At 68.7% G+C, this 26,088-nt stretch carries 19 protein-coding genes and 7 pseudogenes; 20 read left to right on the top strand and 6 right to left on the bottom strand.

The annotated features are described in order from the left end of the window. Positions 1–40: 40 nt before the first annotated feature. Both OIC96_RS48000 and OIC96_RS48005 read left to right on the top strand, forming a co-directional pair. Positions 41–223, top strand: a complete 183-nt coding sequence (locus OIC96_RS48000; protein WP_330309934.1) for a helix-turn-helix domain-containing protein — start codon at positions 41–43, stop codon at positions 221–223. Continuing rightward, positions 220–285: a chaplin family protein gene (locus OIC96_RS48005; RefSeq protein ID WP_330462178.1), complete on the top strand. Its 66-nt coding sequence runs from the start codon at positions 220–222 to the stop codon at positions 283–285. The genes OIC96_RS48000 and OIC96_RS48005 overlap by 4 nt, the downstream gene beginning before the upstream one ends. A gap of 88 nt (positions 286–373) precedes the next feature. Here OIC96_RS48005 and OIC96_RS48010 read toward each other — a convergent pair whose 3' ends face one another. Next, complete coding sequence (locus tag OIC96_RS48010; RefSeq protein ID WP_330301776.1) at positions 374–514, bottom strand: hypothetical protein; 141 nt, start codon at positions 512–514, stop codon at positions 374–376. Between the two features lie 99 nt (positions 515–613). Between OIC96_RS48010 and OIC96_RS48015 the strand changes: the two genes are divergently transcribed. The 7 genes and pseudogenes from OIC96_RS48015 to OIC96_RS48040 all read left to right on the top strand — a co-directional run bounded on the left by OIC96_RS48015 (position 614) and on the right by OIC96_RS48040 (position 5,375). Next, positions 614–1,918 (top strand): hypothetical protein, encoded by a 1,305-nt coding sequence (locus OIC96_RS48015; RefSeq protein ID WP_330301775.1) that lies wholly within the window; start codon positions 614–616, stop codon positions 1,916–1,918. Positions 1,919–2,162: 244 nt separating this feature from the next. Then, positions 2,163–3,037 (top strand): IS5 family transposase gene (locus tag OIC96_RS48020; RefSeq protein WP_443058501.1). Its coding sequence is split into 2 segments (ribosomal slippage): positions 2,163–2,507 and positions 2,510–3,037, totalling 873 coding nucleotides; the frame shifts between segments, so codons are not numbered across the junction. Positions 3,038–3,322: 285 nt separating this feature from the next. After that, positions 3,323–3,433, top strand: a pseudogene (locus OIC96_RS48025) (transposase); the annotation flags it as partial. 18 nt (positions 3,434–3,451) lie between these two features. Next, positions 3,452–3,619 (top strand): annotated as a pseudogene (locus OIC96_RS50055) (hypothetical protein); the annotation flags it as partial. Between the two features lie 194 nt (positions 3,620–3,813). Continuing rightward, complete coding sequence (locus tag OIC96_RS48030) at positions 3,814–4,365, top strand: thiamine pyrophosphate-dependent enzyme (RefSeq protein ID WP_330301774.1); 552 nt, start codon at positions 3,814–3,816, stop codon at positions 4,363–4,365. A 6-nt stretch (positions 4,366–4,371) separates the two neighbouring features. After that, a pseudogene (locus OIC96_RS48035) lies at positions 4,372–4,662 on the top strand (aldo/keto reductase); the annotation flags it as partial. Next, positions 4,653–5,375, top strand: a complete 723-nt coding sequence (locus OIC96_RS48040; RefSeq protein WP_330301773.1) for a FadR/GntR family transcriptional regulator — start codon at positions 4,653–4,655, stop codon at positions 5,373–5,375. The pseudogene OIC96_RS48035 and the gene OIC96_RS48040, both read left to right, overlap by 10 nt. 430 nt (positions 5,376–5,805) lie before the next feature. Here OIC96_RS48040 and OIC96_RS48045 read toward each other — a convergent pair whose 3' ends face one another. Further along, entirely contained in the window at positions 5,806–7,938 is a 2,133-nt protein-coding gene (locus OIC96_RS48045; protein ID WP_330301772.1) for an alpha-L-fucosidase, read from the bottom strand. On the opposite strand from OIC96_RS48045, the pseudogene OIC96_RS48050 reads away from it, so the two are divergent. From OIC96_RS48050 to OIC96_RS48070, 5 genes and pseudogenes are all read left to right on the top strand, one after another. Further along, a pseudogene (locus OIC96_RS48050) lies at positions 7,922–8,785 on the top strand (LUD domain-containing protein); the annotation flags it as partial. The gene OIC96_RS48045 and the pseudogene OIC96_RS48050 overlap by 17 nt on opposite strands. 72 nt (positions 8,786–8,857) lie before the next feature. Further along, complete coding sequence (locus OIC96_RS48055; RefSeq protein WP_330301771.1) at positions 8,858–9,076, top strand: hypothetical protein; 219 nt, start codon at positions 8,858–8,860, stop codon at positions 9,074–9,076. 54 nt (positions 9,077–9,130) lie between these two features. Continuing rightward, a complete protein-coding gene (locus OIC96_RS48060) occupies positions 9,131–9,418 on the top strand; it encodes a LutC/YkgG family protein (protein ID WP_330301770.1) in 288 nt (95 codons plus the stop codon). Positions 9,419–9,748: 330 nt separating this feature from the next. After that, on the top strand, positions 9,749–11,515 hold the full coding sequence (locus OIC96_RS48065; protein WP_330301769.1) for an alpha-L-fucosidase: 1,767 nt from the start codon (positions 9,749–9,751) through the stop codon (positions 11,513–11,515). A gap of 274 nt (positions 11,516–11,789) precedes the next feature. Next, positions 11,790–12,746, top strand: a complete 957-nt coding sequence (locus OIC96_RS48070; protein WP_330301768.1) for an expansin EXLX1 family cellulose-binding protein — start codon at positions 11,790–11,792, stop codon at positions 12,744–12,746. A gap of 686 nt (positions 12,747–13,432) precedes the next feature. Here OIC96_RS48070 and OIC96_RS48075 read toward each other — a convergent pair. From OIC96_RS48075 to OIC96_RS48090, 4 genes and pseudogenes are all read right to left on the bottom strand, one after another. Continuing rightward, positions 13,433–13,837, bottom strand: a pseudogene (locus tag OIC96_RS48075) (cellulose binding domain-containing protein); the annotation flags it as partial. A 75-nt stretch (positions 13,838–13,912) separates the two neighbouring features. Next, complete coding sequence (locus OIC96_RS48080; RefSeq protein ID WP_330301767.1) at positions 13,913–14,956, bottom strand: LacI family DNA-binding transcriptional regulator; 1,044 nt, start codon at positions 14,954–14,956, stop codon at positions 13,913–13,915. 260 nt (positions 14,957–15,216) lie between these two features. Beyond that, positions 15,217–15,609: pseudogene (locus OIC96_RS48085) on the bottom strand (RICIN domain-containing protein); the annotation flags it as partial. Positions 15,610–15,767: 158 nt separating this feature from the next. Beyond that, a complete protein-coding gene (locus OIC96_RS48090) occupies positions 15,768–16,061 on the bottom strand; it encodes a zinc ribbon domain-containing protein (RefSeq protein ID WP_330301766.1) in 294 nt (97 codons plus the stop codon). 768 nt (positions 16,062–16,829) lie between these two features. On the opposite strand from OIC96_RS48090, the gene OIC96_RS48095 reads away from it, so the two are divergent. From OIC96_RS48095 to OIC96_RS48120, 6 genes and pseudogenes are all read left to right on the top strand, one after another. Beyond that, entirely contained in the window at positions 16,830–18,425 is a 1,596-nt protein-coding gene (locus OIC96_RS48095) for an arabinofuranosidase catalytic domain-containing protein (protein WP_330301765.1), read from the top strand. A gap of 256 nt (positions 18,426–18,681) precedes the next feature. Further along, positions 18,682–19,455, top strand: coding sequence for an RICIN domain-containing protein (locus OIC96_RS50060; protein ID WP_443058502.1), 774 nt, complete (start codon positions 18,682–18,684; stop codon positions 19,453–19,455). Between the two features lie 51 nt (positions 19,456–19,506). After that, positions 19,507–20,646 (top strand): ricin-type beta-trefoil lectin domain protein, encoded by a 1,140-nt coding sequence (locus OIC96_RS48105; RefSeq protein WP_330301764.1) that lies wholly within the window; start codon positions 19,507–19,509, stop codon positions 20,644–20,646. 72 nt (positions 20,647–20,718) lie between these two features. Beyond that, positions 20,719–22,182, top strand: a pseudogene (locus tag OIC96_RS48110) (endo-1,4-beta-xylanase); the annotation flags it as partial. 681 nt (positions 22,183–22,863) lie between these two features. Further along, on the top strand, positions 22,864–24,288 hold the full coding sequence (locus tag OIC96_RS48115; protein ID WP_330309933.1) for an arabinofuranosidase catalytic domain-containing protein: 1,425 nt from the start codon (positions 22,864–22,866) through the stop codon (positions 24,286–24,288). A gap of 130 nt (positions 24,289–24,418) precedes the next feature. Beyond that, entirely contained in the window at positions 24,419–26,062 is a 1,644-nt protein-coding gene (locus OIC96_RS48120) for a glycoside hydrolase family 27 protein (RefSeq protein WP_443058503.1), read from the top strand. The last annotated feature ends 26 nt before the right edge of the window (positions 26,063–26,088 follow it).

Genomic DNA, 26,088 nt, shown 5'->3' on the forward strand with positions numbered 1-26,088 from the left:
GACAGTCGCACCGTCGGACGTCCAGGCCAGCGAGTGGCCTGTGGGGGAGGCCTTCCTGACCGTGCCCGAAGTGGCCGGGATCATGAGGGTGTCGAAGATGACGGTCTACCGCCTGGTGCACAGCGGTCATCTGCCGTCGATCCGCGTCGGCCGCTCGTTCCGGGTATCGGCGCAGGCCGTACGCGAGTACCTCGGCTGCGTGCGGGTGACCGACGGCCGTTGAACGCGTGCGGCAACACGGTTTCCGCGATCGGCCTGCTGAACCCCGCCTTCGGCAGCTCCTGAGAGGACACGGAGACCCGACGACGGTGGGAGCCGCCTGACCGATGCGACGAGTCGTGGCTGAAGCGATAGTCGAGGCGAGGGCTCTCCATCACCGCCGGATGACGCGGGCTACGACGCCGGCGATGGCGGCCAGCGCGCTCATGACAGCGGCTCCTACCCCCAGGGGCTGCGCGAGTGCCGGGTGCACGCGGGCGAGGTAGACGGCTGCACCGGTGATCAGCAGCCCCACCAGCAGGGCGGGCTCTGTTGCCGATCGGCGGCGGAGCGTTGGCGCGCATTCACTCTGATGCTCGACAGCCGTTGCTCGGGCCCGACACGAGCACCACATATGGTCGGAATCGATCACATGGAGCCGTCGCAGCATTCGGCTGTACTCGGCCTGCTCATCGTCCCGGATGGGGCATTTAACAGCCGGAGGTTCTCGGTGGTCCTGCGTCGTGTCTCTCAATCGCCACTCGTGGCAAGACGGCTCGGGCGGCGCTACTCCGCGGCAGGGTGTGCCGGCCTTCTTGCGGCAGGGATGCTCGTGTTCGGTGGCGCCGCAGAGGCTGCCGCGCAGCCGACGTGCTTCGGCCTTCCGGCCACGATCGAGGCACAGCCCGGAGTGCCCACCACCGGGACCGCGGGCGACGACGTGATCGTCGGTACCGCCGGGCTGGACAGCATTGATGGTGTGGGGGGAAATGACCGGATCTGCGGGCTCGACGGGAACGACTTTCTCGTCGGTGGCCTCGGTGACGACCACATCGACGGCGGCGACGGGACTGACACCATCACAGGCGACGTCTTCGCACAGACCGGCAACGCCACCGGGGGTGGAAACGACCACCTCTACGGCGGCAGCGGTTTCAGAAACTTCCTGGTCGGCGACAGTCGTGCCGCGAACGGCAACGCTTCTGGCGGTGGAACCGACGAACTCTTCGGCGGTGACGACCATGACGATCTGATCGGGGACAGCTTTGCCCCGAACGGTGGCAACGCATCCGGCGGCGGGAACGACCACCTGGAAGGCGGCGACGGCTTCGACATGTTGGTCGGTGACTCCACCGCGTTCGGATCGGGGGAAGCAGCGGGCGCCGGGGACGACGTGCTCTTGGGAGGCCCCGGCGAGGGCGACGGCCTGGTCGGTGACTGCTACAGCTTCACGAACGCGCGCGGAAGCGGCGGAGACGATCTGCTGGACGTGGGAACCGGTGGCGGGGAGTTCGCGACCGGGGATCATGTCGTCGACAACCCCAGGGGCGGGACTGCGTTCGGCTCCGGCAACGACCGGATCTTCGGCAGCGACGGCTTCCCGGGCAGGCCCGGCATCGATGACGCTCTCGTGGGCGACTCCGTCGTACCCGGCATGCCCCGCACGGCCGGTGATGATGTGATCTCAGGCCGCGGAGGGGACGACCTGGTGTTCGGTGACAACGCCAAGCTTCCGCGCCCGAGATACGTCTACCCCTCCAGGAGCATCGGGACTGTGGGCGGCGAAGACGACCTGGACGGCGGCGATGGCGTGGACACGCTCCGGGCGGGTCCCGGCAACGACTTCCTCGACGGTGGTCCCGACGCTCCCGACGACTGCAACGGTGAAACAGGGACCGACCGCGCGACCGAGTGCGAAATCCTCAGAAGGATCCCGTAACCGCAGCGTGAAACGGCCCACCGCCAGGCTCTGTCTGCGTACCTCGTGGGTTCACAGCGAGCGGTCCGACTCCTCATCCACGGTCCCGTCCGGCCACAGCAACGTGCAGGCGCGGGCCAGAGCCTACGCAGCAACGCAGCGCACAGGAGGGGGCTGCGCAGCCACAACTGATCGTCGGCGGCTGATCTGCGGCCGCCTAGGGCCTGTTGCGAAAGTGGATCTTGGTCGTAGATGATCACGTTCCGTGGGGCGTGGTGATCTGACGAACGAGCAGTGGGCCCGGCTGGAGACGTTGTTGCCGAAGGGCATCAAGCCGGGCAGTCCGCCGATGTGGACGCGACGGCAGCTGATAGACGGCGTACGGTGGCGGACGCGAACCGGTGCTCCCTGGCGTGATGTGCCGGAACGCTACGGCCCCTGGGACCGGGTCTACGACCTCTTCCGGCGCTGGCAGCGTGATGGGACCTGGGCCGGGATCGTCACTCAGCTTCAGGCCCAGGCTGACGCGAAGGGCCTGATCACCTGGGACGTGAATGTCGACTCCACCGTGTGCCGGGCTCACCAGCACGCCGCCGGGGCGTCGAAAAGGGGGACCTGCAAAAGGAGCCGCCCGGCGGCCTTGCCGTCGAGCCGGTCGACCACCGTCTCGGACGTTCCCGGGGCGGGCTGACCGCGAAGATCCACCTCGCTGTCGAGCAGGGACAGAAGCCTCTGTCGGTGCTGATCACGGCCGGGCAGCGGGGTGACTCGCCGCAGTTCGAGCCGGTCCTGGAGGCGATTCGGGTGCCGCGGATCGGTCCTGGCCGGCCTCGCAGGCGACCGGATCGGGTGCGGGCCGACAAGGCGTACGACTCCCGCCGCAACCGGGCCTACCTGCGCAGACGCGGAATCAAGGCGACCATTCCGGTCCCTGCTGACCGTGTCCGCAACCGTCAGAAGCTCGGGTCCCGGGGCGGTCGGCCGCCGAAGTTCGACAAAACCGACTACCGCGAACGCCACGCGGTCGAGTGCGGGATCAATTGCCTCAAGCGCCACCGGGCCGTGGCCACGAGGTACGACAAGCTCGCTGTCCGCTACGAGGCGACCGTGCTGGTCGCAGTCCTCAATGAGTGGCTGTGACCTGCACTTTCACACAGGAGCCCTGGGCTAGGTTTCCTCTGAAGGTGGAGAGTCGGTGTATCTCACTGTTGACTATGGGCGTGCCGAAGAGCGATGACTACGCGAGAACCAGTATGCGACTGACTATATGGGGCTGCCTTGCCGGGTTGGCCGTGGTCTTCGCTATTCCGGTGTACATACTGGTGGCTGTGCTGCTGTTCGGGTGACCCGCACTCTCACAACAGGCCCTAGGCCGTGTTTTAGAAGTGCGCTCTGTTCCTCGCCTCAGACCGTCATGATCTCGGTGTGGGGCGAGGGGATCTTTCTGACGGGCAGTGGGCGGTGCTGGAGCCGTTGTTGCCGGTGGCGGTGGTGGGCAGGCCGGCGGTGTGTCGGCGGAGGCTGATCAACGGGGTCTGCACCAAGGGCGCCGATGTGGTCCTCGCTCTGGCGACCCGGTTCGCCGAGACCGACGCCAGCTCCTGGGATCCGGCGTACACATGGAACTTCCCGCCCAGCCGGCTCCTCCAGATCGACATCGACCCCGCCGAGATCGGCCGGAACTATCCCGTCGAGATCGGTGCCGTCGCCGATGTGGGTGATGCAGTACGGGCCATCGGGGCCGCCGTACAGGCCGCCAGGCCCGAGCCCCAGGTGAGAGAGGGTCTGCGCGCGACCATCGCCACCGCCCGCCGAACCGTCTTCGACACCGCCCGCGAGGACGGACGCAGCGACGACTTCCCCGTGCGCCCGCAACGCATCCTCGCCGACCTGCGCGACGCCTGCCCGACGACGCGGTGCTCGTCACCGACGTCGGCTGGAACAAGAACGGCGTCGCCCAGTGCTACGAACTCCCCGAAGGCGGACGGTTCATCACCCCGGACGGCGCCTCGACCATGGGCTTCGGACCGGCCGCCGCGGTCGGCGTGCAGATCGCCCAGCCGGACCGCGTGGTGGTCGCACTGATCGGCGACGGCGGCATGAGCGCACAGCTGCCCGCGCTGCCGATGGCCGTCGAACAGGGGATGCCCGTCGTCTTCGTGGTGATGAACAACCGGGCCCACGGCACCATCGCTGACCTTCAGTCCGCGTCGTTCGGACGCTCCTACGGCTGCGAGTTCACGGACGCCGAAGGGCAGCCGTACAGCCCGGACTTCGCGGCGCTCGGCCGGTCCTGCGGAGCCGACGGATACACCGTCGCCGCCCCCGCCGATCTCGGCAAGGCGCTCGCCGATGCGATCGCGCGGCGCCGGCCCGCCGTCATCGACGTACCGATGGTCAACGAACCCGTGCCGACGCAGGGCCACTGGAACATCAAGGACATCTACCGCGGGTCCTTCACCGACTGAACTGCCGACTACCAGGACGCCCCACCCGCGCTGGTCGCCCGCGCCCGGGCGATCGCCGAGGTCTGCGCGGTGCACGGGACCACTCTGCCCGCCGCCGCGATCGCCTTCCCGCACACCCATCCCAGTATCATCAATGTCACCCTCGGCATGCGGAATCCGGAACAGGTCGTACGAAACGTGGAACTCCACGATCAGCACATCCCTGACGGTCTCTGGGACGATCTCCGGGCTCAGGGGCTGATCAGGTCGGACGTACCCGCTGAGCACGGTCGGGGGAGGGAGTCGCGGTGTCTCTGACGGACAAGGCCATCGAGCAGATCCGTGAGCTGATCCGGACCGGTGCCCTGCCACCGGGCTCGAAGCTCCCTCCGGAGCCGGAGCTGGCCGCACAACTGGGCCTGTCCCGCAACCTCGCCCGCGAAGCGGTCAAGGCGCTGGCCGTCGCACGGGTCCTGGAGGTCCGGCGGGGCGACGGCACGTATGTGACCAGCCTTCAGCCGAGCCTGCTGCTGGAGGGACTTGGCGGTGCGGTGGAACTGCTGCAGGGCGACTCGGTAGCCCTGCAGGACCTCATGGAGGTACGCCGGCTCCTCGAACCGGTCGCCACCGCGCTGGCCGCCACCCGGATCTCCGACGACCAATTGGCCGACGTGAAGCGGCACCTGGACGCCATGCGCGAGGCCCGCGACGACGTCGAACAGCTCAACTTCCACGACGCCGCCTTCCACCGCGCCGTCATCTCGGCCACGGGCAACGAGACCCTCCTCACCCTCCTGGAGGGCATCTCCGGTCGCACCCTGCGCGCCCGCATCTGGCGCGGTCTGGTCGACACTCAGGCCGCGGCCCGCACCCTCGCCGAACACGAGGCGATCTTCAACTCCCTGTCCACCCGCGACGCCGCCCTCAGCCAGGCCGCCGCACTGCTGCACGTCAGCAACACCGAGCGGTGGCTGAGGGAGCACCTGCGCTCGGGCGACGCCCTCCCCTTCAGGACGACAGCGCGGAAGTGACGGGCGGGCGTTGCCCGCCCAGCTCCTCATTCTCCTGGCGTTCACCCGGGTCGCCGCCACTTCTCGCATACCACCAGGGGGTGACTTGTCCCGGTTGCGCAGCACGTCCAGCGCGAAGGTGACGCGGTGGCCTCCGCGATCGCGCGTACGTCGTCGTGGACCGGGTTGCCGTGGATGATGCCCCAGGTTGCGCGCGGGTCGCCGATGCGTGCCGCATCGTCATGCTGGCGAGGGGCATCCCCTCGCGGGCCCGGTGCGGCTTCGGGACCTCCTTCCGGGATGGCTGCGGCGTCGACCACTGGATCACCGAGTACTGGGACGCCGACCAGCGGCACTGGGTGCGCGTCGACACCGAACACCTCGGCAAGACGGAGAGAGGCGAAGCCGCGGGGGCCGCGCCGTCACGCGGCACGACCCTCGCCGGACGCCGTTACAGTGCGAGGATCTGCCAGTCCTGGTTGGACCCGCCGGTCGAGGGCCACTGGATGACCCGGGCGCCGTCCGCGGTGGAGGCGTCCTTGACCTCGGCGCACCAGCCGTTGCGGACGTTGACGAGCTGGTGGTAGCCGCTGGTCTGGGAGGGGACCAGCTTCCACCACTGGTTGTCGCCGCCGTCGTCGGTCCACTGGTCCACGCCTGCGCCCTGGCCGGAGCCGCCCGGACTCTCCAGGATCTTGCCGCTGCGGACGTTGGACAGCCGGTAGGAGCCGTCGGTGTTCGGCAGCAGTTTCCACTGCTGGTTGGTGCCGCCGTTCCACGGCCACTGGATTACGGCGGCACCGTCGGCGGTCGAGCCGTCGCTGACGTCCAGCACCTTGCCGCTCTTGCGGTTCACCAGCCGGACGGCGCCGACGTCCGCGCTGAAGGGCCGGTCGTAGACTTCGAGGCTGCGGATCGAGGCCCAGGCGCCGGCGGGAAGGCCGGTGACCGGCACCCGTACATACCGTGCCCGCGCATGGAAGACCGAGACCTGCGCCTGACCGGTGCCGGTGGTGGCGGTCAGGTCGGCCAGGTTGGTCCAGGTGGTGTTGTCGGTGGAACCCTCGATCCGGTAGCGGTAGTTCGTGGCCGCGGACTCCCAGGCGATACGGGTGCCGGTCAATGACCTCTCCGACCCCAGGTCCACCTTCAGCCACTGTCCCGTGTTGCCGTTGTTCGCGCTCCAGCGGGTGGCGGTGGAGCCGTCGACGGCCTTGGCCGCGGTGTTGCCCTTCGAGGTCTCCTCGCTGCTGGCCGTCGCCGTCCTTCCCCGGGCGATGTCGGCGGGCAGCACGGAGCGGTCCAGGGTGACGCCGACGATGCTGTTCTCGGGGAAGCGGTTGCGGTTGATGCCGGTGATCGTCACCGAGCTGTCCGAGTCGACGGTGTACGGCAGGTCGGCGCCCGACGCGACGTCGAAGACGCGGGTGACCTGCGCGTCTCCGGTGGACGGGGTGGTGAAGCCGGTGCCGCTGTAGCCCGGCAGCAGGTGGACGTAGAAGGTGCTGTCCTTGGACGTGTAGCCGTACCTACCGTCGACCGGCTGCCACGGGCCGCCGCGCGTGCCGTAGACGGCTTCGCCGCAGGAGCTGAGGAAGGAACCCACCTTGCGCACCGCGGCCGCCTGGTCGGCCGGAATCGCGCCGGTACGGTCCGGGCCGATGTTGAGGAGCACGGTCATGTTGCGCACCCAGGCATTGACCAGGATGTTCATGATGTTGCTGTAACTCATCACGGGGCTGCCGGCCTTGTAGCCCCAGGCGCCACCGATGGTGAAGCACTTCTCGGCCAGGTGGTCGGTGCGCATGGCGCCGCTCGGGACGGAGGGGCCTTCCTCGCTCTCGTAGTCGCCCATCCAGCCGGAGCGCAGGTTGACCAAGACGTCGGGCTGGTGCTTGCGCACCATGCCCATCAGGCCGAGGGGGCGGCCGGTGGCGGGGTCGGTCTCGCCGTAGGCGGCGTCCACCGGCCACTGGTTGGCGGTGTCGCGGAACTCGCCGGGCTCCCAGAAGAACGCGGCATCCGCATCCGAGCCCTGCTGGCCGAGCCAGCCGCCGTCCCACCAGATGTCGTCGATCTTGCCGTACTGGCTCACCAGCTCCTTGACCTGCTGGTACACCTCGTTCTTCATGATCCGCGCGTTCTCCTTGTGCGCGGGATCGGTGGTGTAGCCCCAGGCATTGGGCAGGCAGTTGGTGCCGCTGACGTCGTAGTATCCGGGGTAGCGCCAGCTCAGTGGGGAGAAGTACAGGCCGACCTTGAGTCCGGCGTCCCGGACGGCGGTGACGTACTCGCCGACGAGGTCCTTCTGCATCGGGGCCTGTCCGGCATGCCAGGCATTCGGATGGGTGGACGGCCACAGCGCGAAGCCCTCGTGGTGACGAGCCGTCAGGACGGTGTACTTCGCGCCCATGTCCTTGGCCAGCTGGGCCCAGTCGGCCGGCTTGTAGGCGCTCGCCGTGAACTGCTCGCCGGTCGCGTCGGTGAAGTACTTCTTGTAGTTCTCCGGCGTGACGGCGGACTCCTGCATGTACCACTCGCCCCTGGCCGGGCCGGAGTAGACACCCCAGTGGATGCGGGCCAAGGTCGCCGTCTCCGGTGCCAACTTCGCGGCAGCCGACACCGGAACGGTGGCGGTGGTGGAGTCGGAGGGCAACGGGCGGATGTGCCTGACCCTGCCGGAGACCCTGATCACCGTCATGGGCATCGAGAAGGTCCTGCCGTCCTTCGCCGATCTGGACGTGTTCCTCCAGCTCCTGCCCCGCTCGTCGCCCGGCGAGCGGATGAACCCGTACACCTCGCTGTGGACGGGCGACACCGAGGGCGACGGTCCCCAGGACTTCCATCTGGTGCTGTTCGACAACGGCCGCACCGCCACTCTCGCCGACGAGGTGGGCCGCCAGGCCCTCGCCTGCATCCGCTGCTCGGCGTGTCTGAACGTCTGCCCGGTGTACGAGCGCACGGGCGGCCACGCCTATGTATCGGTTTACCCCGGGCCGATCGGCGCCGTGCTGACCCCGCAGCTCGTCGGCATCGAGAACGCGGCCTCGCTGCCCTTCGACTCGACCCTGTGCGGCGCCCGCTACGGCGCCTGCCCCGTGAAGATCAACATTCCCGAGGTGCTGGTCCATCTGCGTGCCAAGGCCGTGGAGGCCAAACGCCGGGACCGGCTGCTTCCCACCTCCGAGGCGCTCGTCATGAAGGCCGCGGGCGCCGTGCTGTCCTCACCGCGGCGGCTGACCGCCACGGGCGCCCGGTTGGTGGCCCGTGACGGCCGGATCGGTACCCTGCCCGGTCCGTTCGCCCGCTGGTCCGGAACCCGGGACACCCCGGCGCCGGCCCGGGAGTCCCTGCGCGCCTGGTGGCGCCGTACGAGAACACCCACGAGCGAGGACAGCCGTACGACGGCGGATGGGAAGGGGCGACGGTGAACGGCCGCGAGACCGTCCTGAGCGCGGTTCGGGAAGCACTGTCCGGTGTTGCGGAGTCCGAACTCCCCCAGGATGTGCCCCCTGCCGCCCGAGCGCCGCGCCGACCATGCGGGACCGGACGTCGTCGGGCTGTTCTCCGAGCGTGCCGCCGAGTACAGCGCCACGGTGGTCCGTGTTCCGGCGGCCGGTGCCGCGGCGGCCGCCGCCCGCGCGCTGGCCCGCACCGGAGCACGGTCCCTGGTGGTGCCGCCCGGGTTTCCCGAGGACCTGGTCCCGGAGGGGCCGTGGTAGCGGCTGGCCGACGTCCCGCCGCTGACGGTCGGACAACTCGAGGCGGCGGACGCCGTGGTCACCACCGTCGCCACCGCCATCGCCGTCACCGGCACGGTGACCCTCGATCACGGTCCCGGGCGGGGGCGACGGGTTCTGACCCTGCTGCCGGACCAGCACATCTGCGTGGTGCGGGCGGACCAGATCGCGCCCGACGTGCCCGAGGCGCTGCGTCTGCTCGATCCGTACCGGCCGCTGACTCTGATCTCCGGCTCCTCGGCCACCAGCCACATCGAAGTGGACCGGGTCGAGGGCGTGCACGGGCCGAGGACTCTGGACATCGTCGTGGTGGTGGACGCGTAGCCGACGGCACCGGGATCTGACGGCAGGCGGGCAGCGCGACCACCCGGCCGCGCTGCGTAGTCATGCCCTCTTCACTCCCTGAGGCCTACCCGCTATACATCCGATGTTTCGTGGAGTCGAAATATTCAACAGGCCGGTGAACAGGTTTTATCTGAATTCTCTGTCATTGCTCTAGACAGTGACCACGTCCTCATCTGTTAATACATCCCATGTCCGTGAGGGCCGGAGAGCCCGCCGGACCCGAGCCGCTGTTCTCCACGGGTCTGTGCTGTGCCGCGGACAAGCAGTTTTCGACGCCCTGTGTTCTTCACCCCCTCCAGGAGCCGCACGATGTCCTCCGCCCCCTTCAGCAGGCGCTCCATCATCAAGGCCGCAGCCCTCGCCGGCACCACCGTGGCATTAGGTCTGCCAGCCGCCCTGTGGCCCGCCACGGCCGAGGCCTACTCCGTCTCCTCGAAGCTGGACTGGTGGTACCAGGCCCGGTTCGGGATGTTCATCCACTTCGGGTCCTACTCCTACCTCGGCAAGGGCGAGTGGGAGTTCAGCCAGGGCCACTGGTCCAAGGCCGACTGGCAGAACAATGTGACCAAGCCGTTCAACCCGTCCAGCTTCAACGCCGCCCAGATCGCCGAGCTGGCCAAGAATGCCGGCATGAAGTACCTCGTGATCACCTCCAAGCACCACGAGGGCTACGCGATGTGGGACTCGAACGTCGCGGGCTTCACCGACACCACCGGCACCAAGCAGTACAACCTGCACGACTACAACGGCTTCCAGCCCGACCTGCTGGCCCAGTTGAAGACCGAGTGCACGAACCGGGGCATCAAGTTCGGGCTCTACTACTCGATCATGGACTGGAACCACCCCTCGCAGACCTGTCGTCCCGGCAACTACGACTCCTCCATCGACCCGACGGCCCGCACCGGCTACATCAACGACATGAAGGGCCAGCTGCAGGAACTGCTGGACCGCTACGACCCGGCCGTCCTGTGGTTCGACGGCGACTGGTGCGACTGGTGGGCCAAGTCGGACGGCGAGGACCTGTACAACTGGCTGATGCAGCGCAAGCCCGGCCTCGTCGTCAACGAACGTGTCAAGCGGGACCAGGGTCTTGGTGACTTCGCCTGCCCGGAGCAGTCGGTTCCCGACGCGCCGCTGGACCGGCCGTGGGAGACCTGCGCCACCATGAACGGCAACTGGGGCTACACCGACTGGGCGGAAAACCTCTACCGGCCCGTCAAGGACATCATCCAGGAGATGGTCACCGTCGTCTCCCGGGACGGCAACTACCTGCTCAACATCGGGCCCAAGGGCGAGGGTTCCGCGACCCCCGGATCCGTGACCATTCTGAACGGCCTGGCCTCATGGATGGCCACCCACAGCGACAGCGTCCACGGCACCAGCGGCAGCCCCTTCGCCACCGAGCCGTCCTGGGGCAGGATCACCAAGAAGAACGGCAAGCTCTTCGCCCACGTCTTCAACTGGCCCACGGGCGGCACCCTGCAGATCCCGGCCGTGTACAACACGATCAACCGCGTCTACCTGATGAACAACCCCGGCACCAACCTCAACTACTCGGTCAGCGGCGGGCAGATCAACGTCAGCGTGCCGAGCACAGCGCCCAACGCGAACGACTCCGTGGTCTGTGTGGAGGTCAACGGCATGCCGGCCGTCCTGGCAGGCGGTGTCTACCGGTTGGTCTGCGCCCAGAGCGGCAAGGCTCTCGACAACGGCAACACCGGCAGCGACGGCACCCCGGTCATCCAGTGGACCGTCAACGGTGGCACGCCGCAGCAGTGGACGGTCACCGACCTGGGCCACGGCTACTACCAGCTGGTCTGCGTCCGCAGCGGCAAGGCCCTCGACGACAACAGCAACACCTCCGACGGCGGAGTGATGGTGCAGTGGACCCCCAACGGCGGCGCCCAGCAGCAGTGGGCCATCACCGCGCTGGGCGGCGGCGCGTACCGGCTCATCAACCAGCACAGCGGAAAGGCGCTGGACAACTCCAACAACGGCGCGGACAACACCCAGATCATCCAGTGGACCCCCAACGGCGGTGCCCAACAGCAGTGGAGCATGACCAAGATCGGCTGAACACCCCCGGGGTGGCGCCCTGGGCCCGCCCGCCACCCCGGTTCACACGGCACAGCCACCCCGCTCAAGCCGTGACCCTCGCCCGAAGCAGGCCGTGCTCTCACCTGAGGACCCAAGGGTGGGAGCACGGGACCACCACAAAGACCGTGTCCAGCACGTCCGTCCGGCTGCTCATGTCCCAGGCCCCGACCCGATGGAAAATCGGCGGCAACCTTTTCGCCTCCGGCGGCCACTGAGCAGTGCAACACCGACTCGCTCTTCCGAACGGATGGACATGCAAGAGACAACACGTCAGGCCGCGCGGCAGCGCAGGCGCAGACGCCGGCTGATGGTGGGCACCACCACGGGGCTGGCCGTCACAGGACTTCTCGTCTGCCTGGTCATGACGATGCACCCCGACCGCAAGGAGGATGCCGGGTCGGGGACAGCCACGGCCGTCGCCAACTCCCGGGAGACTCATCCGCCGGCCTCGCCGGGGCACAAGCCGTCCTCGCCGTCCCCCTCCGCCGCCTCTGCGCCCCCCAAGGCTGGCGCGGCCACGCCGAAGGCTTCCCCGTCCAGGGCCAAGGCGCCGTCCTCGGTCTCCCCGCGCAAGGCTCCTGCCACGACCTCCCTGGCCGGGCGGATCCGGCCCAAGGTCACCTACCCGGGCGTCGCCACGGTCTACAAGGCCGGGGTCGGGGACGGCGCCTGCTCCTACGGCCCGAGCAGCGACATGATGATCGCGGCGATGAACACCACCGACTACGAGGCGTCACGGGCATGCGGGGCATACGTGCGCGTCCACGCGGCGAACGGTGCCTCCGTCACGGTCCGGATCACCAACGAATGCCCCTTGCCTTGCGCACCCGGACAACTCGACCTGAGCGAACAGGCCTTCGCCAAACTGGCCCCCACCTCGACCGGCCGGATCGCAATCACCTGGAGCCTGTTGAGCCCCAGTACGTCGGGCACCATCTCGATCCGCTACAAAACCGGATCCAGCCCCTACTGGTGCGGCATCCAGGCAATCGGTCACCGCAACCCGCTCGCTCGGCTGGAGGTCCGCACCAGCAGCGGTTGGCGCCAACTCGCCCGCACCGACTACAACTACTTCCTCTCCCCCAACGGCAGCGGGTGCGGCGGCGCGATCAGGCTCACCGACATCTACGGAGAACGACTGACCATCAACGGGATCGCTCTACGCCCGGAAGCCGTGCAGCCGACACGGGTGCAGTTCGCACGGCACTGACCCCGCCGCCCACCATGGCGCCCCTCCGAACGGAACGCTCGGAGGGGGCGGTGTTGGCTGGCTCATGGCTCGGCGTGGGGCATGCGGCAGAACACGGCGGTGACTCCTTTCTGCCCCCCATCCCGTCGGCCTTCGGTGTGCCCACGACAAGGTCACGAGGCCGGCGGCGCGGGGGACGAGCCAGGTCGCGTCGGCATCCCGAGGCAGCTGCGTCGGAGGCGAACGAGCCTCCGCCGGAGGTGATCCAGACCTCTCCCTCGTAGCGGTTCAGATCGCGGTTCAGGAAGTTGTACGACTGCCAGGAGACGCCCTTGCCGCTGTTGTCCTTCCCATGACCATGGCCGCCTCGGACGGCTCGGTGTCGCCCCGCAGAGGGCGACGACGCAGTCGATGTCGGTGCTTGACACCTTTTGGGCCACCGCGCGTGCGTGGGCCACCCTCTTCCCGTACAACCGGTTTCGGAGCCACGCATGAGCCCGCTCTCGTCCAGCACGTCGGGCACGACGTTGTGGCTGTGCATGGCGTCGACGCCGATGATCGTCGGGGTGCCGAGCGGAGTATCAGTGCGGTGCGGTGCGCTGCGCCTTTCCGGGAGTGGCACCAGGGGGGAGGGGGCGCTGTGCGGCCTCCGGGGCCCGCCGGGCTGCGTGGAGGAAATCAGGCGGACCCCGGAGGGTGAACGTGTGTCACACGGTGGTGCAGGCACCGCCGTTCAGGCTGAAGCCGGAGGGCTTGGCGAAGGTGCCGCTGGAGGCGCCCTGGAACCCGAAGGCCACCTGGCCGCCGGCCGCAACCTCTCCGTTGTAGGCCATGTTGCTCGCTGTCACCGCTCCTGAAGCCGGGGACAAGTTCGCGTTCCAGGAACTGGTGATCCGCTGCCCGGAGGGCAGGGTGAACGCGAGCTTCCAGCCGCTCACGGGGGAGGAGCCGGTGTTGGTGATGGTGACGTCGGCGGTGAAGCCGCCCTGCCAGACGTTCGTCGTGTAGGCCACCTTGCAGGCCGTGTAGCCTCCGGGGCCGCCTGGGTCACCGGAGGCGCCCGTGTTGACGGTGGAGGAGAATGAGTTCACGGCGAGGCCCGTGCCGTTCTTCGGGGTTCCCCGCCGCGGCTTCGAGGGCGGCCGCGATGCCGGGTGAGCTTGCGGTCCGCTCGGCCGGAGCACGCCTCAGAGCGCCCTGCCGTTGACTCGCGGCGGCCGGCCGGTGAGTGCCGCGGCTGTGCTGGAGCGCAGCGTGATGGGGGGCGCCAACAGGATGTGCCGAGGCGGGGTGTCCGGCGCGGCGATGCGCTCCACCAGCAGAGAAACGGCTTTCGCGCCCATCTCCAGGGCCGGTACGTCCGCCGCCGTGAGCGGCGGGCAGAAGTCCTCGGCCCAAGCGTTGGCCACTACTCCGGTGATGGAGAAGTCGTATGGCACTTCCAGGCCCGTGTCCACCAGTGCCCGCTGGATGCCCGGCAGGGCGGCCTCGTTGATGGTGGTGACAGCGGTCAGGTCCGGATGGCTGCGCAGGAGCGCTTCGACGCATTCCTGGCCGGAGCGGGCGTCGTCCCCGCAAGGCACTTCGATGCCGTCAATGGCGCGTTCCGCGAGGGCGGTCTCGAAACCCTCCCTGGCCCTGCGCGCGGGGCCGTATCCGGCGGCGATGAGTTCCGGGGAACGGGTGACCAGCGCCACCCGGCGGTGCCCCAGGTCGGCCAGGTGCCGCACGCAGTGCTGGATCAAGCCGGCGTAGTCGACGTCGATCCAGGACATCTGCTGGTCGTCGGCGGTGTGCCCGATGCCGACGAAGGGCAGCCCGGCATCCTGCAGGCGCCCCACACGAGAGTCCTCCAGGCGGATCTCCATGAGGATCACTCCGTCCACGCGGCGCTCCGAGACCAACCGCTCGAACGAACGGTCATGATCCTCGCCGGAAGGGGACAGCAGCACTTGCAGGTCCACACGGACGGCGGCGTCGACCACGCTGGCGACGAAGTCCAGCTGCATGTGCGTGAGTCGGCTGCCGGCCGGCGGGATCACGAGACCGATCGTCCGGGTCCGGCCCTCCTTGAGGGCCCTCGCGGCGGCGTTGGGCCGATATCCCAATTCGTCGATCACGTCCTGGATACGTCTGCGGGTGTTGGTCGCGACGGGGCGTTTGCCGCTGAGCGCGTATGACACCGTGCTGCGTGACACGCCGGCGCGCCGGGCGATCTCCCCGATGTTCATGCAGCTCCTTACCCGCGGGGCGCAAGAATACCTCGCGGGAATCGGTTCGCCGTCGGGCAAGGAGCGCAGTGGGGGTGAGTGATGCCTTCGGTGTCAGGTGGACGGAGCTGGAACGGGTAGGACGGTATAGGCCGGTGATGGCGGTGGCCCTGGGTCTCGCCAACACACCGATTCCCGTGGTCGGTTCGACTCAGCCGGTGATGTGTCACCGCCGTGCGCGGTGACCGCCGCACCGCACCGCGGAAGTGCCGGCGCGGTGGTCATCCGAAGGCCCACTGCTGGTTGGATCCGCCGTTGCAGGTCCACAGCTCCACGGGGGTGCCGTTGGCGGTGGCGGCGCCGGTGACGTCCAGGCACAGGCCGGACCGGGCACTGGTGATGGTGCCGTTGGCGTTGAGGTTCCACTGCTGGTTGCTCTGGCCGTTGCAGATCCAGGTGATGACCTTGGTGCCGGGGCTGGTGCCCTGGTTGGAGGCGTCCAGGCACAGCCGGCTGCTGCCGGAGTACACGGTGAGTTCGTGGGAGGAGGTCAGCGACCACGTCTGGTTCGCCGCACCGGTGCAGTCCCGGATCTGCGTCTGCTTGCCCGGCGTCGTGGACGCGCCCGGCACATCCAGACACCGGCCCGCACCCACCGCATGCAACGCCCCCGTACCGCTGGGCGGTGTCGTGGTCGGCGCTACATACGGGCACTTGCCGTGATAGATCGAGATGCCGGTGGGGTCGGCCAGGGTCGGGCAGAGAAACTGGGTTTGACTTGCTCCTCGGGCTGAAGCCCGAGGATTCCGGCTTCTCGTCCGTTGCTGTGCCGCTACGCGGCACGGGGTTCGGGAGAGAATCCGTGGCTTCCTGCTTCGTCGCGCTGTGCCAGAACGCGTCTTGGTCTTACCTGCGCTCCACAGGCTGCAACCGCCAGTCCGGCGGCCGTTTTCACGTTGATCGCGGCGTTGTGGTCCCGGTCATGGAGGGTCCCGCAGGCGGTGCAGGTCCATTCCCGGACGTTCAGGGGCTTGGGTCCGTCTCCTTGCCGATCTCCGGGGTTGGGGCGCGGGTCGTCGTGTCCTGCTCGGATTCGGCGCCACTTCGCTGCGGCTGTGCGGTGCATGGGCAAGGGGTCCGCGGCGGTGAGCCGCGCGTACGGCGTCGCGGCCGTCTCCCGAGCGACTCGTCAGGGGTGGCGCTGGACGAACGCCCTGGTGCCCGGTGATGCCAGGCGGGTGGCCTGCGCATTGTGATGGGCCCGGGCGGACGAAAGGTGCCGGAGTGCCATGAATCCGCGGGGAACTGCGTCGGGCTGCCGGGCACCGTCACACGCTCCGCGTCTTACGCATTACCGGAAAGCGTGGAGCGAATCGATTCCACGCAAGCGCTTCGACGGATGTTACGACCGGCCGGGGATGGGGTCAATGGCGTGCCGCGAGGCGAAGGGGGTGCCGACGCGCCGGGCCGGGGCTCCCCGCTTCGGCCAGTGAACTTCCAACTGGCTCCCCCTCGCTCGGGTTTGGTGGTGCATCCCTGTTCACCGGTGTGACAGCGGGTCATCCGGGTTGTCCGGCCCGGCTGTCGGAGTCGCCCGCGCGACTCACCGCGCCCCGCGACGGAAGGGCATGCCGCCACTTGCCCGCCGACAGGTCGGGCGTGCTCGAGCGCGCCGATCGGTCCCGAGTCGCAGGAATCGGCCTATCGAATCGATTCGCGACAAGGTTCGCGGCAGGCGACTCCACACCCTTGACAGCCCAGCGGAATCGGGAGCACCGTCACCCTCCGAAACCTCTCTGCAATCCCACTGCAAAACGGCACCTTCCAGCGCTTCCGATTGCCCGCGATACCAACACACCCCGACTGGGGCTGCGTCGCACGCTAGGGAGATCAGATGGGAACCACAGGCACAAGACGCCCCCCGCTGTCCGGGCGCGGTGGCGTCCAACGGCTGCTCGCGGCGTTACGACGCCGTGTCAGGCCGGAAAATGTCCCGGATCAGCCACATATCGGTCCGTCGGCGCGCTCGCCCCGCTCTCGGCTGCGGACGTTCGCCCGGGCGGGGGCCGCGGCCGCCCTCGTCGCCGGTGCGCTGGCCGGAGCCACGGCCACTGCCGGCACAGCCCGGGCCGCCACGTCGGGGCCGTGCGACATCTACGCGGCAGGCGGTACGCCCTGCGTGGCGGCGCACAGCACGACGCGCGCGTTGTACGCCTCGTACAACGGGGCGCTCTACCAGGTCCGGCGGGCCTCCGACAACGGCACCCGGGACATCGGCGTCCTGAGTGCGGGCGGGTACGCCGACGCTGCCGCGCAGGACTCCTTCTGCTCGGGGACGACCTGCCTGATCACGATCATCTACGACCAGTCCGGCCGCGGCAACAACCTCACCCAGGCGCCCGCGGGCGGTGCCGCGGGCGGCCCCGACAACCTCGCGAACGCGACCGCCGCGCCCACCATGGTGGGCGGTCACAAGGCCTACGGCGTCTTCGTGGCACCCGGCACGGGTTACCGCAACAACCACACCAACGGCATCGCGACCGGGGACAACCCCGAGGGCATGTACGCGATCTTCGACGGCACGCACTACAACGGCGGCTGCTGCTTCGACTACGGCAATGCCGAGACGGACAGCAACGACGACGGCAACGGCACCATGGAGGCCATCTACTTCGGCAACATCAGGGTCTGGGGCTCCGGTTCGGGCAATGGTCCCTGGATCATGGCCGACCTGGAGAACGGCCTGTTCTCCGGAGTCAACGCCGGCAACAACGCCAACGACCCGACCATCAACCACCGGTATACGACAGCCATCGTCAAGGGCGGCCCGAACCACTGGGCGATTCGCGGGGGCAACGCGCAGTCGGGCGGCCTGTCCACCTTCTACGACGGGGCGCGTCCCAACGTCTCGGGCTACAACCCGATGCGGAAGCAGGGTGCCATCATCCTCGGCATCGGCGGTGACAACAGCAAGGGCGCCCAAGGCACTTTCTATGAAGGCGTGATGACCTCCGGCTACCCGTCGGACGCCACCGAGAACGCGGTTCAGGCCAACATCACCGCGGCCGGATACAGCAATTCCTCCGGCGGCACGAGCACCGGTGCGCTGCACGCGGTGGGCGCGGGCAAGTGCCTGGACGTGCCGAACTCGTCCACCACGGCCGGCACACAGCTGCAGATCTGGGACTGCAGCGGCGGCGCCAACCAGACCTGGACCCGCACGTCCTCCAACCAGCTGACCGTCTACAGCGGCAGCAGTCAGATGTGCCTGGACGCGTACAACAACCAGACCTCCGCCGGCACCAAGGTGGTGACCTGGCCCTGCAACGGCGGCGCCAACCAGCAATGGCAGGTGAACTCCGACGGCACCGTCACCGGCACCCAGTCCGGACTCTGCCTCGACGTCACCGGCGCCTCCACGGCCAACGGCGCCCTGGCCGAACTCTGGCCGTGCAACGGCGGATCCAACCAGAAATGGAGCCTCAGCTGAGCTGAGCCGCTCCAGCCCGTGGCCGGCTCACCCGCCGGCCACGGGCCGCACTCGCCGTCGGACGCAGGCATCCGCGTGCCCGGCGCCGGCCAGCGGCCGGGCACGCTCCGCGGGACCTTCCGGCCGCACGGCCAGAACGACCGGTCCACCCTCGACCGATGGCAGGCGGGCGCGTCATGCCAGCGGTTGCGACGGCGAAGAACGCCAGACCGCCCCGAAACCACCGGATCACCGGCGCAACCACTGGAGGATGAGGATGTCCAGGCCCAGAGTGCTTCGCGGCTGCTGGGCCGACCCCGTAGCCCTGCTCGCCCTACTGGCTGGAAGCGTGGCCACGGCGGGGGCCGTGAGCGCGGTACCGGCCGAGCGCAAGGCGGCGGCCGCCGCCCTGTACGTGGCGCCGGGTGCGGCTCCCGGCGGAAACGGCACCGCCCAGCAGCCGTTCGCCACCATCGCCCAGGCGCAGCAGCCAGCGCACCAGCTCGCGGCCGATGCGGACGTCGTGGTCTACCTGGCCGGTGGCACCTACCGGCAGTCCAAGCCGCTGGCCTTCGGCTCCGGCGACGGCGGCCAGAACGGCCACACCATCACCTACCAGGCCATGTCCGGGCAGCAGCCGGTCGTGACGGGCGCCCAGCAGGTGACCGGCAACTCCGGCAGTGCGGGCGCCGCGATCGTCCAGTGGACCTGCAACGGGCAGAGCAACCAGCAGTTCCAGTTCGTGCCGACGTCGGGCGGTTACGGCCAGTTGCAGGCGCGGAACTCCGGTCAGGTCGTGGCGGTTTCGGGCGGCTCCACGACCGCCGGTACGCCCGACATCGTGCAGCAGGCTCCCAACGGAGCATCCAGCAGCCTGTGGCTGCCGGTTCAGCAGTCCGACGGCTCGTATTCCTTCCAGAACCAGAACAGCGGCCTGTGCCTCGACGTCTACGGCGCCGGCAGCAACCTGGGCCAGCAACTGGACCAGCAACTGGACCAGTGGCAGTGCAAGAACGCGCCCGGCACCAATCAGGACTTCACCCCCCGCTGACCAGCGGTTCGTTCACCCCACCCACTGTCCCGCACCCAGTGAGGAACGCTGATGAAGAAGTACTGGGCACCCTTGGCCGCGGCGCTGACGGCCACCCTCGGCATGGGCGCCGCATGGCCCGCCGCGGCCGCCACCGGCACCGAGGCGCCGCCCTCCGCCGCACGGGCCGCCGCCGCGCCCGCGTCCCTGCGGGTGATGCCGATGGGCGACTCGATCACCTGGGGCGTCGGCAGCCCGTCAGGGAACAGCTACCGCGGTCTTTTGGGGAACCGACTGGCGGCGGAGGGTCACGCCCTGGACTTCGTCGGCTCGGGCCGCAACGGCACCATGTCCGACCCGGACAACGAAGGCCACTCCGGCTGGCGGATCGACCAGCTGGCCGGCATCGCGGACTCCGTGCTGGCCCGCTACCGACCGAACGTGGTCACCCTGGAGATCGGTACCAACGATCTGAACGGCAACTATCAGATCCCGACCGCCGCCGACCGGCTCCGCGCGCTCATCGACCAGATCACCAGCGACGCACCCGACGCGACCGTCCTCGTCGGCACCGTGATCATCTCCACCAGCGGTACCGAGGAGGCCAACCGGCCCGCGTTCAACGCCAAGCTCCCCGGAATCGTCCAGGCCGAGCAGGCGGCCGGCAAGCACGTACGCCTGGTGGACATGGGCGCCCTGACCGCCGCGGACCTGTCGGACTCCCTGCACCCCAACGACAGCGGCTTCAGCAAGATGGCGGACGCCTTCAACGCGGGGATCCAGGCCGCGGACGCGGCAGGCTGGATCAAGCCGCCGGTTTCCGTGGGCGGGCAGGTGCGCTCCGGAATCGCGGGGAAGTGCCTGGACGTCAACGGCGGCAACAGCGCCAACGGGACCGCCGCGCAGATCTGGTCCTGCAACACCTCCGACGCGCAGGTGTGGTCCGCGCGTTCCGACGGCACCCTGCAGGCGCTCGGGAAGTGCCTCGACGTCACCGGCCACGGCACCGCCAACGGCACCAAGATCGAGATCTGGGACTGCAACGGAGGCGCCAACCAGCAATGGCAGGCGTACAACGGCGGCTACCGCAACCCGGCTTCCGGCCGCTGCCTCGACGACCCCGGCGCGTCCACCACCGACGGTACGCAACTGGTCCTGTGGGACTGCAACAGCGGCGCCAACCAGCAATGGACCGCTCTGCCGGTCTCCTGAACCCGTGACCCGACTCCACCGCGGCACCGGCTCGTGACCGGTGTCCTCCCCATCCAAGGAGAATGATTCCTCATGTCCTGGCTCACCGAAGAGCCCCGCCTCCGCAAGGTCCTGGCCTCGGCCACCGGCTTGATGGCGGGCACGGTACTGGCCCTGACCGGGGCAGCGAGCCCCGCCGCACACGCTGCTTCCGGCACGCTCGGCGCGGCCGCGGCCGACAGCGGCCGCTATTTCGGCACCGCCGTGGCTGCCGGAAAGCTCGGCAACTCGACGTACTCCACGATTCTCGACCGGGAATTCAACATGATCACCCCGGAGAACGAGATGAAGTGGGACACCATCGAACCGTCCCGCGGCAACTTCAACTTCGGCCCGGCCGACCAGATCGTCAGCCACGCCACCGCGCACGGGCAGCGGATGCGTGGCCACACCCTGGTGTGGCACAGCCAACTGCCCAACTGGGTCAGCTCCATCGGCGACGCCAACACCCTGCGCAGCGTGATGAACAACCACATCACCACCGAGATGAACCACTACAAAGGCAAGATCTACGCCTGGGACGTGGTCAACGAAGCCTTCGCCGACGGCTCCACCCAGCACCGCAGCTCGGTGTTCCAGAACGTGCTCGGCAACGGCTTCATCGAAGAGGCGTTTCGCACCGCCCGGGCCACCGACGCCTCGGCCAAGCTCTGCTACAACGACTACAACATCGAGAACTGGACCGACGCCAAGACCCAGGGTGTCTACGCGATGGTCAAGGACTTCAAGTCGCGTGGCGTGCCCATCGACTGCGTCGGCTTCCAGAGCCACTTCGGCACCGGCGGCCCACCGGCCAGTTTCCAGACCACGCTGTCCAACTTCGCGGCCCTCGGTGTCGACGTCCAGATCACCGAACTCGACATCGCGCAGGCGCCGTCGACCGCCTACGCCAACACGGTCCGGGCGTGCATGAACGTGGCTCGCTGCACCGGCATCACCGTGTGGGGGATCAGGGACAGCGACTCGTGGCGGACGGGGGAGAACCCGCTGCTGTTCGACAACAACGGCAACAAGAAGCCGGCCTACGACGCGTCCCTGTCCGCGCTGGGCGGCGGTTCCGGCAACCCGGGGGGCATCGTCTCCGGCGCGGTGTACTCGCTGAGCGATGTCGCTGCGGGCCGGGTGTTGGACGTACCGGGCGGACAGCCGGGTAACGGCACGCCTTTGCAGATCTGGGATGCCAGTGGCGCGGCGAATCAGCAGTGGCGGGCGAGTCAGAACAGCGATGGCTCGTACACGCTGACGAACGTCGGCAGCGGGCGGGTTCTGGACGAGCCGGGCGGTCAGACGGGCAACGGCACGCGGATGGAGATCTGGGACTCCAACGGCGGTGGCAACCAGCACTGGCGGGCGAGTCAGAACGGCGACGGTTCGTACACCTTGACCAACGTCGCTTCCGGCCGGGCGCTGGAGGTCCCCGGCGGGCAGAGCGCCAACGGGACCCCGGTCCAGATCTGGGACTCCAATGGCGGTGCCAACCAGCACTGGAGCTTCAGGTGAGGTGATCTGCGCCAAGCGCGCGCTCCGGCCCCGACCGCTTCGGGGGAGGCAACGAACACTCGCGCCCGGCAACCGTCGCCGGACGCGCGTGTCGTCATGCCGTCACGCCGGGCTGACCAGGCAAAACATGGGATGGATCGTGAGTCTGATGAGGCGTCACATCTATTGACAGCGGGGAAGAACCTGTGGAATCACTATGGAACATGGGATGTCTGAGTGCCCTTTGTGGGTGCTCCCGGGCTCCCCTTCCCCCACGTCTGCAGAGGTGAGTCACGCCATGACCTCATCCGGATCACACCCCCGGCCGCGCCCTCCACCGTCGGCCGCACCCGCCGGGAACGGTCGACGGTCCGCCTGAACTGCCGGTCAGGCCGGCTGCCGTGACGTTCCGAACGCCTCGGACGGCTCGGACGACTCGAAGCCGAACGGAACTCGCGTGTGCGGCCGGACGGTCCGACCCGCCGGCCGCACACGCCACGGAAGTCCCCGTGTCACGAAACGCCCGGAACCGCAGGCCGGGCCGGTGGCAGCGGCGGCCCTTGAGCGTCTCCCTTCGGACAGGCACGGCACGCTCTGTCGCCTTCCCCCACCTATTCGAGGAACAGAATGCAGCCTTCATCCGTTCCGTCCCGGAGCCCCGCGGCTCCGCGCCTACCGGTGGCCGCCGCCCTGTGCGTGATGGCGCTGCTGGCCATGACGCTGGCAACCGCGTCGACATGGCCGGCGTCGGCGGCGACGGCCCGCCTGGTGAGCTCGGCGTCGGGGCGGTGCCTGGACGTCAAGGGCGACGTCGACACGCTGGGCACGGCGCTGGACATCTGGGACTGCAACGACCAGGCGGGTCAGGCGTTCGAGTTCACGTCGGCGGGTGAGCTGAGGACGATGAGCGGCACCCGGTGCGTGGACGCGTACAACAACCAGACCGCTCCGGGAACCCCGGTGATCATCTGGTCGTGCAACGGGCAGTCGAACCAGCTCTGGCGACAGAACTCCGACGGGTCCGTCACCGGCGTTCAGTCCGGCCTGTGCCTGGACGTCAACGGGGCGGGCACGGCCAATGGCACCGCGGTCATCCTGTGGACCTGCAACGGCCAGAGCAACCAGAAGTGGAGCACGTCGACCTCTCCGCCGCCCGACGGGTCGGGCCCGTGCGACCTCTACTCCGCGGGCGGTACGCCGTGCGTGGCGGCGCACAGCACGGTGCGGGCGCTCTCCCGTGCGTACAGCGGCAACCTGTACCAGGTCAGGCGCTCGTCGGACAACGCAAGCAGGGACATCGGCGTGCTGGCGCCCGGCGGTTTCGCCAACGCGGCGGCGCAGGACTCGTTCTGCGCGGGTACCTCGTGCGTGATCACGGTCGTCTACGACCAGTCCGGACACGGCAACGACCTGTGGTACCAGGGGTCGGCCCAGGTCCCGGGATCGAGTCAGAGCAGCCCGGCGAAGGCGACCTCCGAGTCGCTGACCGCAGGGGGCACCAAGGCGTACTCGCTGTACATCAACCCTGGGAACAGCTACTGGCGGGACGGCCACCTGACGGGCGTGCCGACCGGTGCGGCGCCCGAAGGGGCGTACATGGTGACCAGTGGCACCCACGTCAACGGCGGCTGCTGCTTCGACTACGGCAACAGCGAGACGACAAGGAAGGCCGACGCCGCCGGGGCGATGGACGCGATCAACTTCGGCACCGAGTGCTGGTTCGGCGGCTGTTCGGGCAGCGGTCCCTGGGTGCAGGCCGATCTCGAATGGGGCCTGTTCTCCGGGGGCAGCCAGTCCTGGAACCCCAACCAGCGGGCCTTCCCCAATAAGTTCGTCACCGCGATGCTGAAGAACAACGGGACGTCGAGATTCGCCCTGAAGGGCGGCAACGCGCAATCCGGCAGCCTGGCCACCTTGTGGGACGGCGGGCTTCCGAGCGGATACAGCCCCATGAAGAAGCAAGGAGCCATCGTCCTGGGAAGCGGCGGTGACTGCTGCAAGCCCGGCGGCGGCGCCAACCTGAGCGCCGGCACCTTCTACGAGGGCGCCATGGTCGCCGGCTACCCCTCCGATGCGACCGACAACGCGGTGCAGGCCAACATCACCGCCGCCGGCTACCGCTGACGTCCGTTCGCACGTTCGGCAGGTGGCGGTCCTCCGGCCCGTCCGAAGGACCGCCACCGGACCTGCCCCGCTTCCCTGCACGCAGGCGTGTTCTCCCCCAACTCGGCCCAGGAGTCGATAAATCATGCCCATGACCACCGCGAGAGTCAGACGTCTGTCGCCATTGTCCCCGCGACTGTTCTTGCGCGGGATGCTGGCGCTCGTCTTCTCGGCCGCGCTGTTCTGCGTCGCCGTCCCCCTCGTATCCCTAGGTACGGCGCAGCCGGCCGCCGCGCTGGGCAACGGGCTCGCGTTGACTCCTCAGATGGGCTTCAACGACTGGAACGCGTACGGCTGCAATGTCACCGAGTCCCTGATCAAGTCCACCGCGCAGGCGATGCACACCAACGGCATGCAGGCGGCGGGCTACTCGTACGTCAACATCGACGACTGCTGGATGACGCACAGCCGCGATTCCGGCGGCCACCTGGTGCCGGACCCGGCCAAGTTCCCGGACGGCATCAAGGGGACCGCGGACTACGTGCACTCGCTGGGACTGAAGCTGGGGATCTACGAGGACGCGGGCACCGCGACCTGTGCGGGATATCCGGGCAGCCTGGGCCACGAGACCACGGACGCGCAGTCGTTCGCGTCGTGGGGCGTGGACTATCTGAAGTACGACAACTGCAACAGCAACGGGGCACCGGCGCAGGGCCGGTACACCACGATGCGGGACGCCCTCGCGGCCACCGGCCGGCCGATCCTGTACAGCCTGTGCAACTGGGGTCAGGAGAACGTGTGGACCTGGGGCGCGGGCGTGGGCAACAGCTGGCGCACCACCGGGGACATCAACGCGAGCTTCTCCAGCATGCTGTCGATCTTCCACAGCAACGTGGGACTGGCCTCCTACGCCGGCCCCGGCCACTGGAACGACCCGGACATGCTGGAAGTCGGCAACGGCTCGATGACGGCCACCGAGAGCCGCAGCGAGTTCAGTCTGTGGGCAGAGATGGCCGCTCCGCTGATCGCGGGCACCAACATCCCCTCGGCCAGTGCGGACACGTTGTCCACGCTGACCAACTCCCGGGTGATCGCGGTCGACCAGGACTCCCTGGGCAAACAGGGCACCATGGTGTCGTCCTCGGGCGGCCTGGACGTGCTGGCCAAGCCGCTGGCCAACGGGGACGTGTCGGTGGCCCTGTTCAACGAGACGGGCTCGACGGCGACCATCACCACCACCGCGGCCGCGATCGGGAAGACCGGGGCGTCCAGTTATGCCCTGACCGACCTGTGGTCGGGGGCGGCCTCGACCACCTCGGGCACGATCAGCGCCTCGGTGCCCGCGCACGGCACGGTGATGTACCGGGTCTCCGGCGGCACCAGCGGCGGCGGCACCAGCGTGACCGGTGAGCTGCACGCGGTGGGCGCGAACAAGTGCCTGGACGTACCGAACTCGACCACGACCGTCGGCACCCAGGTGCAGATCTGGAGCTGCAACGGCGGGGCCAACCAGACCTGGACACACTCCACGTCCAATCAGCTCACCGTCTACTCGGGCAGCGGTCAGATGTGCCTGGACGCCTATGACAACCGGACCGCCCCCGGGACGAAGGTGGAGATCTGGTCGTGCAACGGCCAGAGCAACCAGCAGTGGACACTGAATTCCAACGGCACGATCACCGGCGTTCAGTCCGGCCTGTGCCTGGACGTCACCGGCGCCGCCACCGCCAACGGCACCCTCGCCGAACTGTGGACCTGCAACGGCAGCAGCAACCAGCAGTGGACGCTGGGATGAGCCGCCCGGCGCGACTCGGCCGGGCA

The sequence above is a fragment of the Streptomyces sp. NBC_00775 genome (genome assembly GCF_036347135.1).
GTDB classification, from domain to species: Bacteria; Actinomycetota; Actinomycetes; order Streptomycetales; family Streptomycetaceae; genus Streptomyces; species Streptomyces lutosisoli.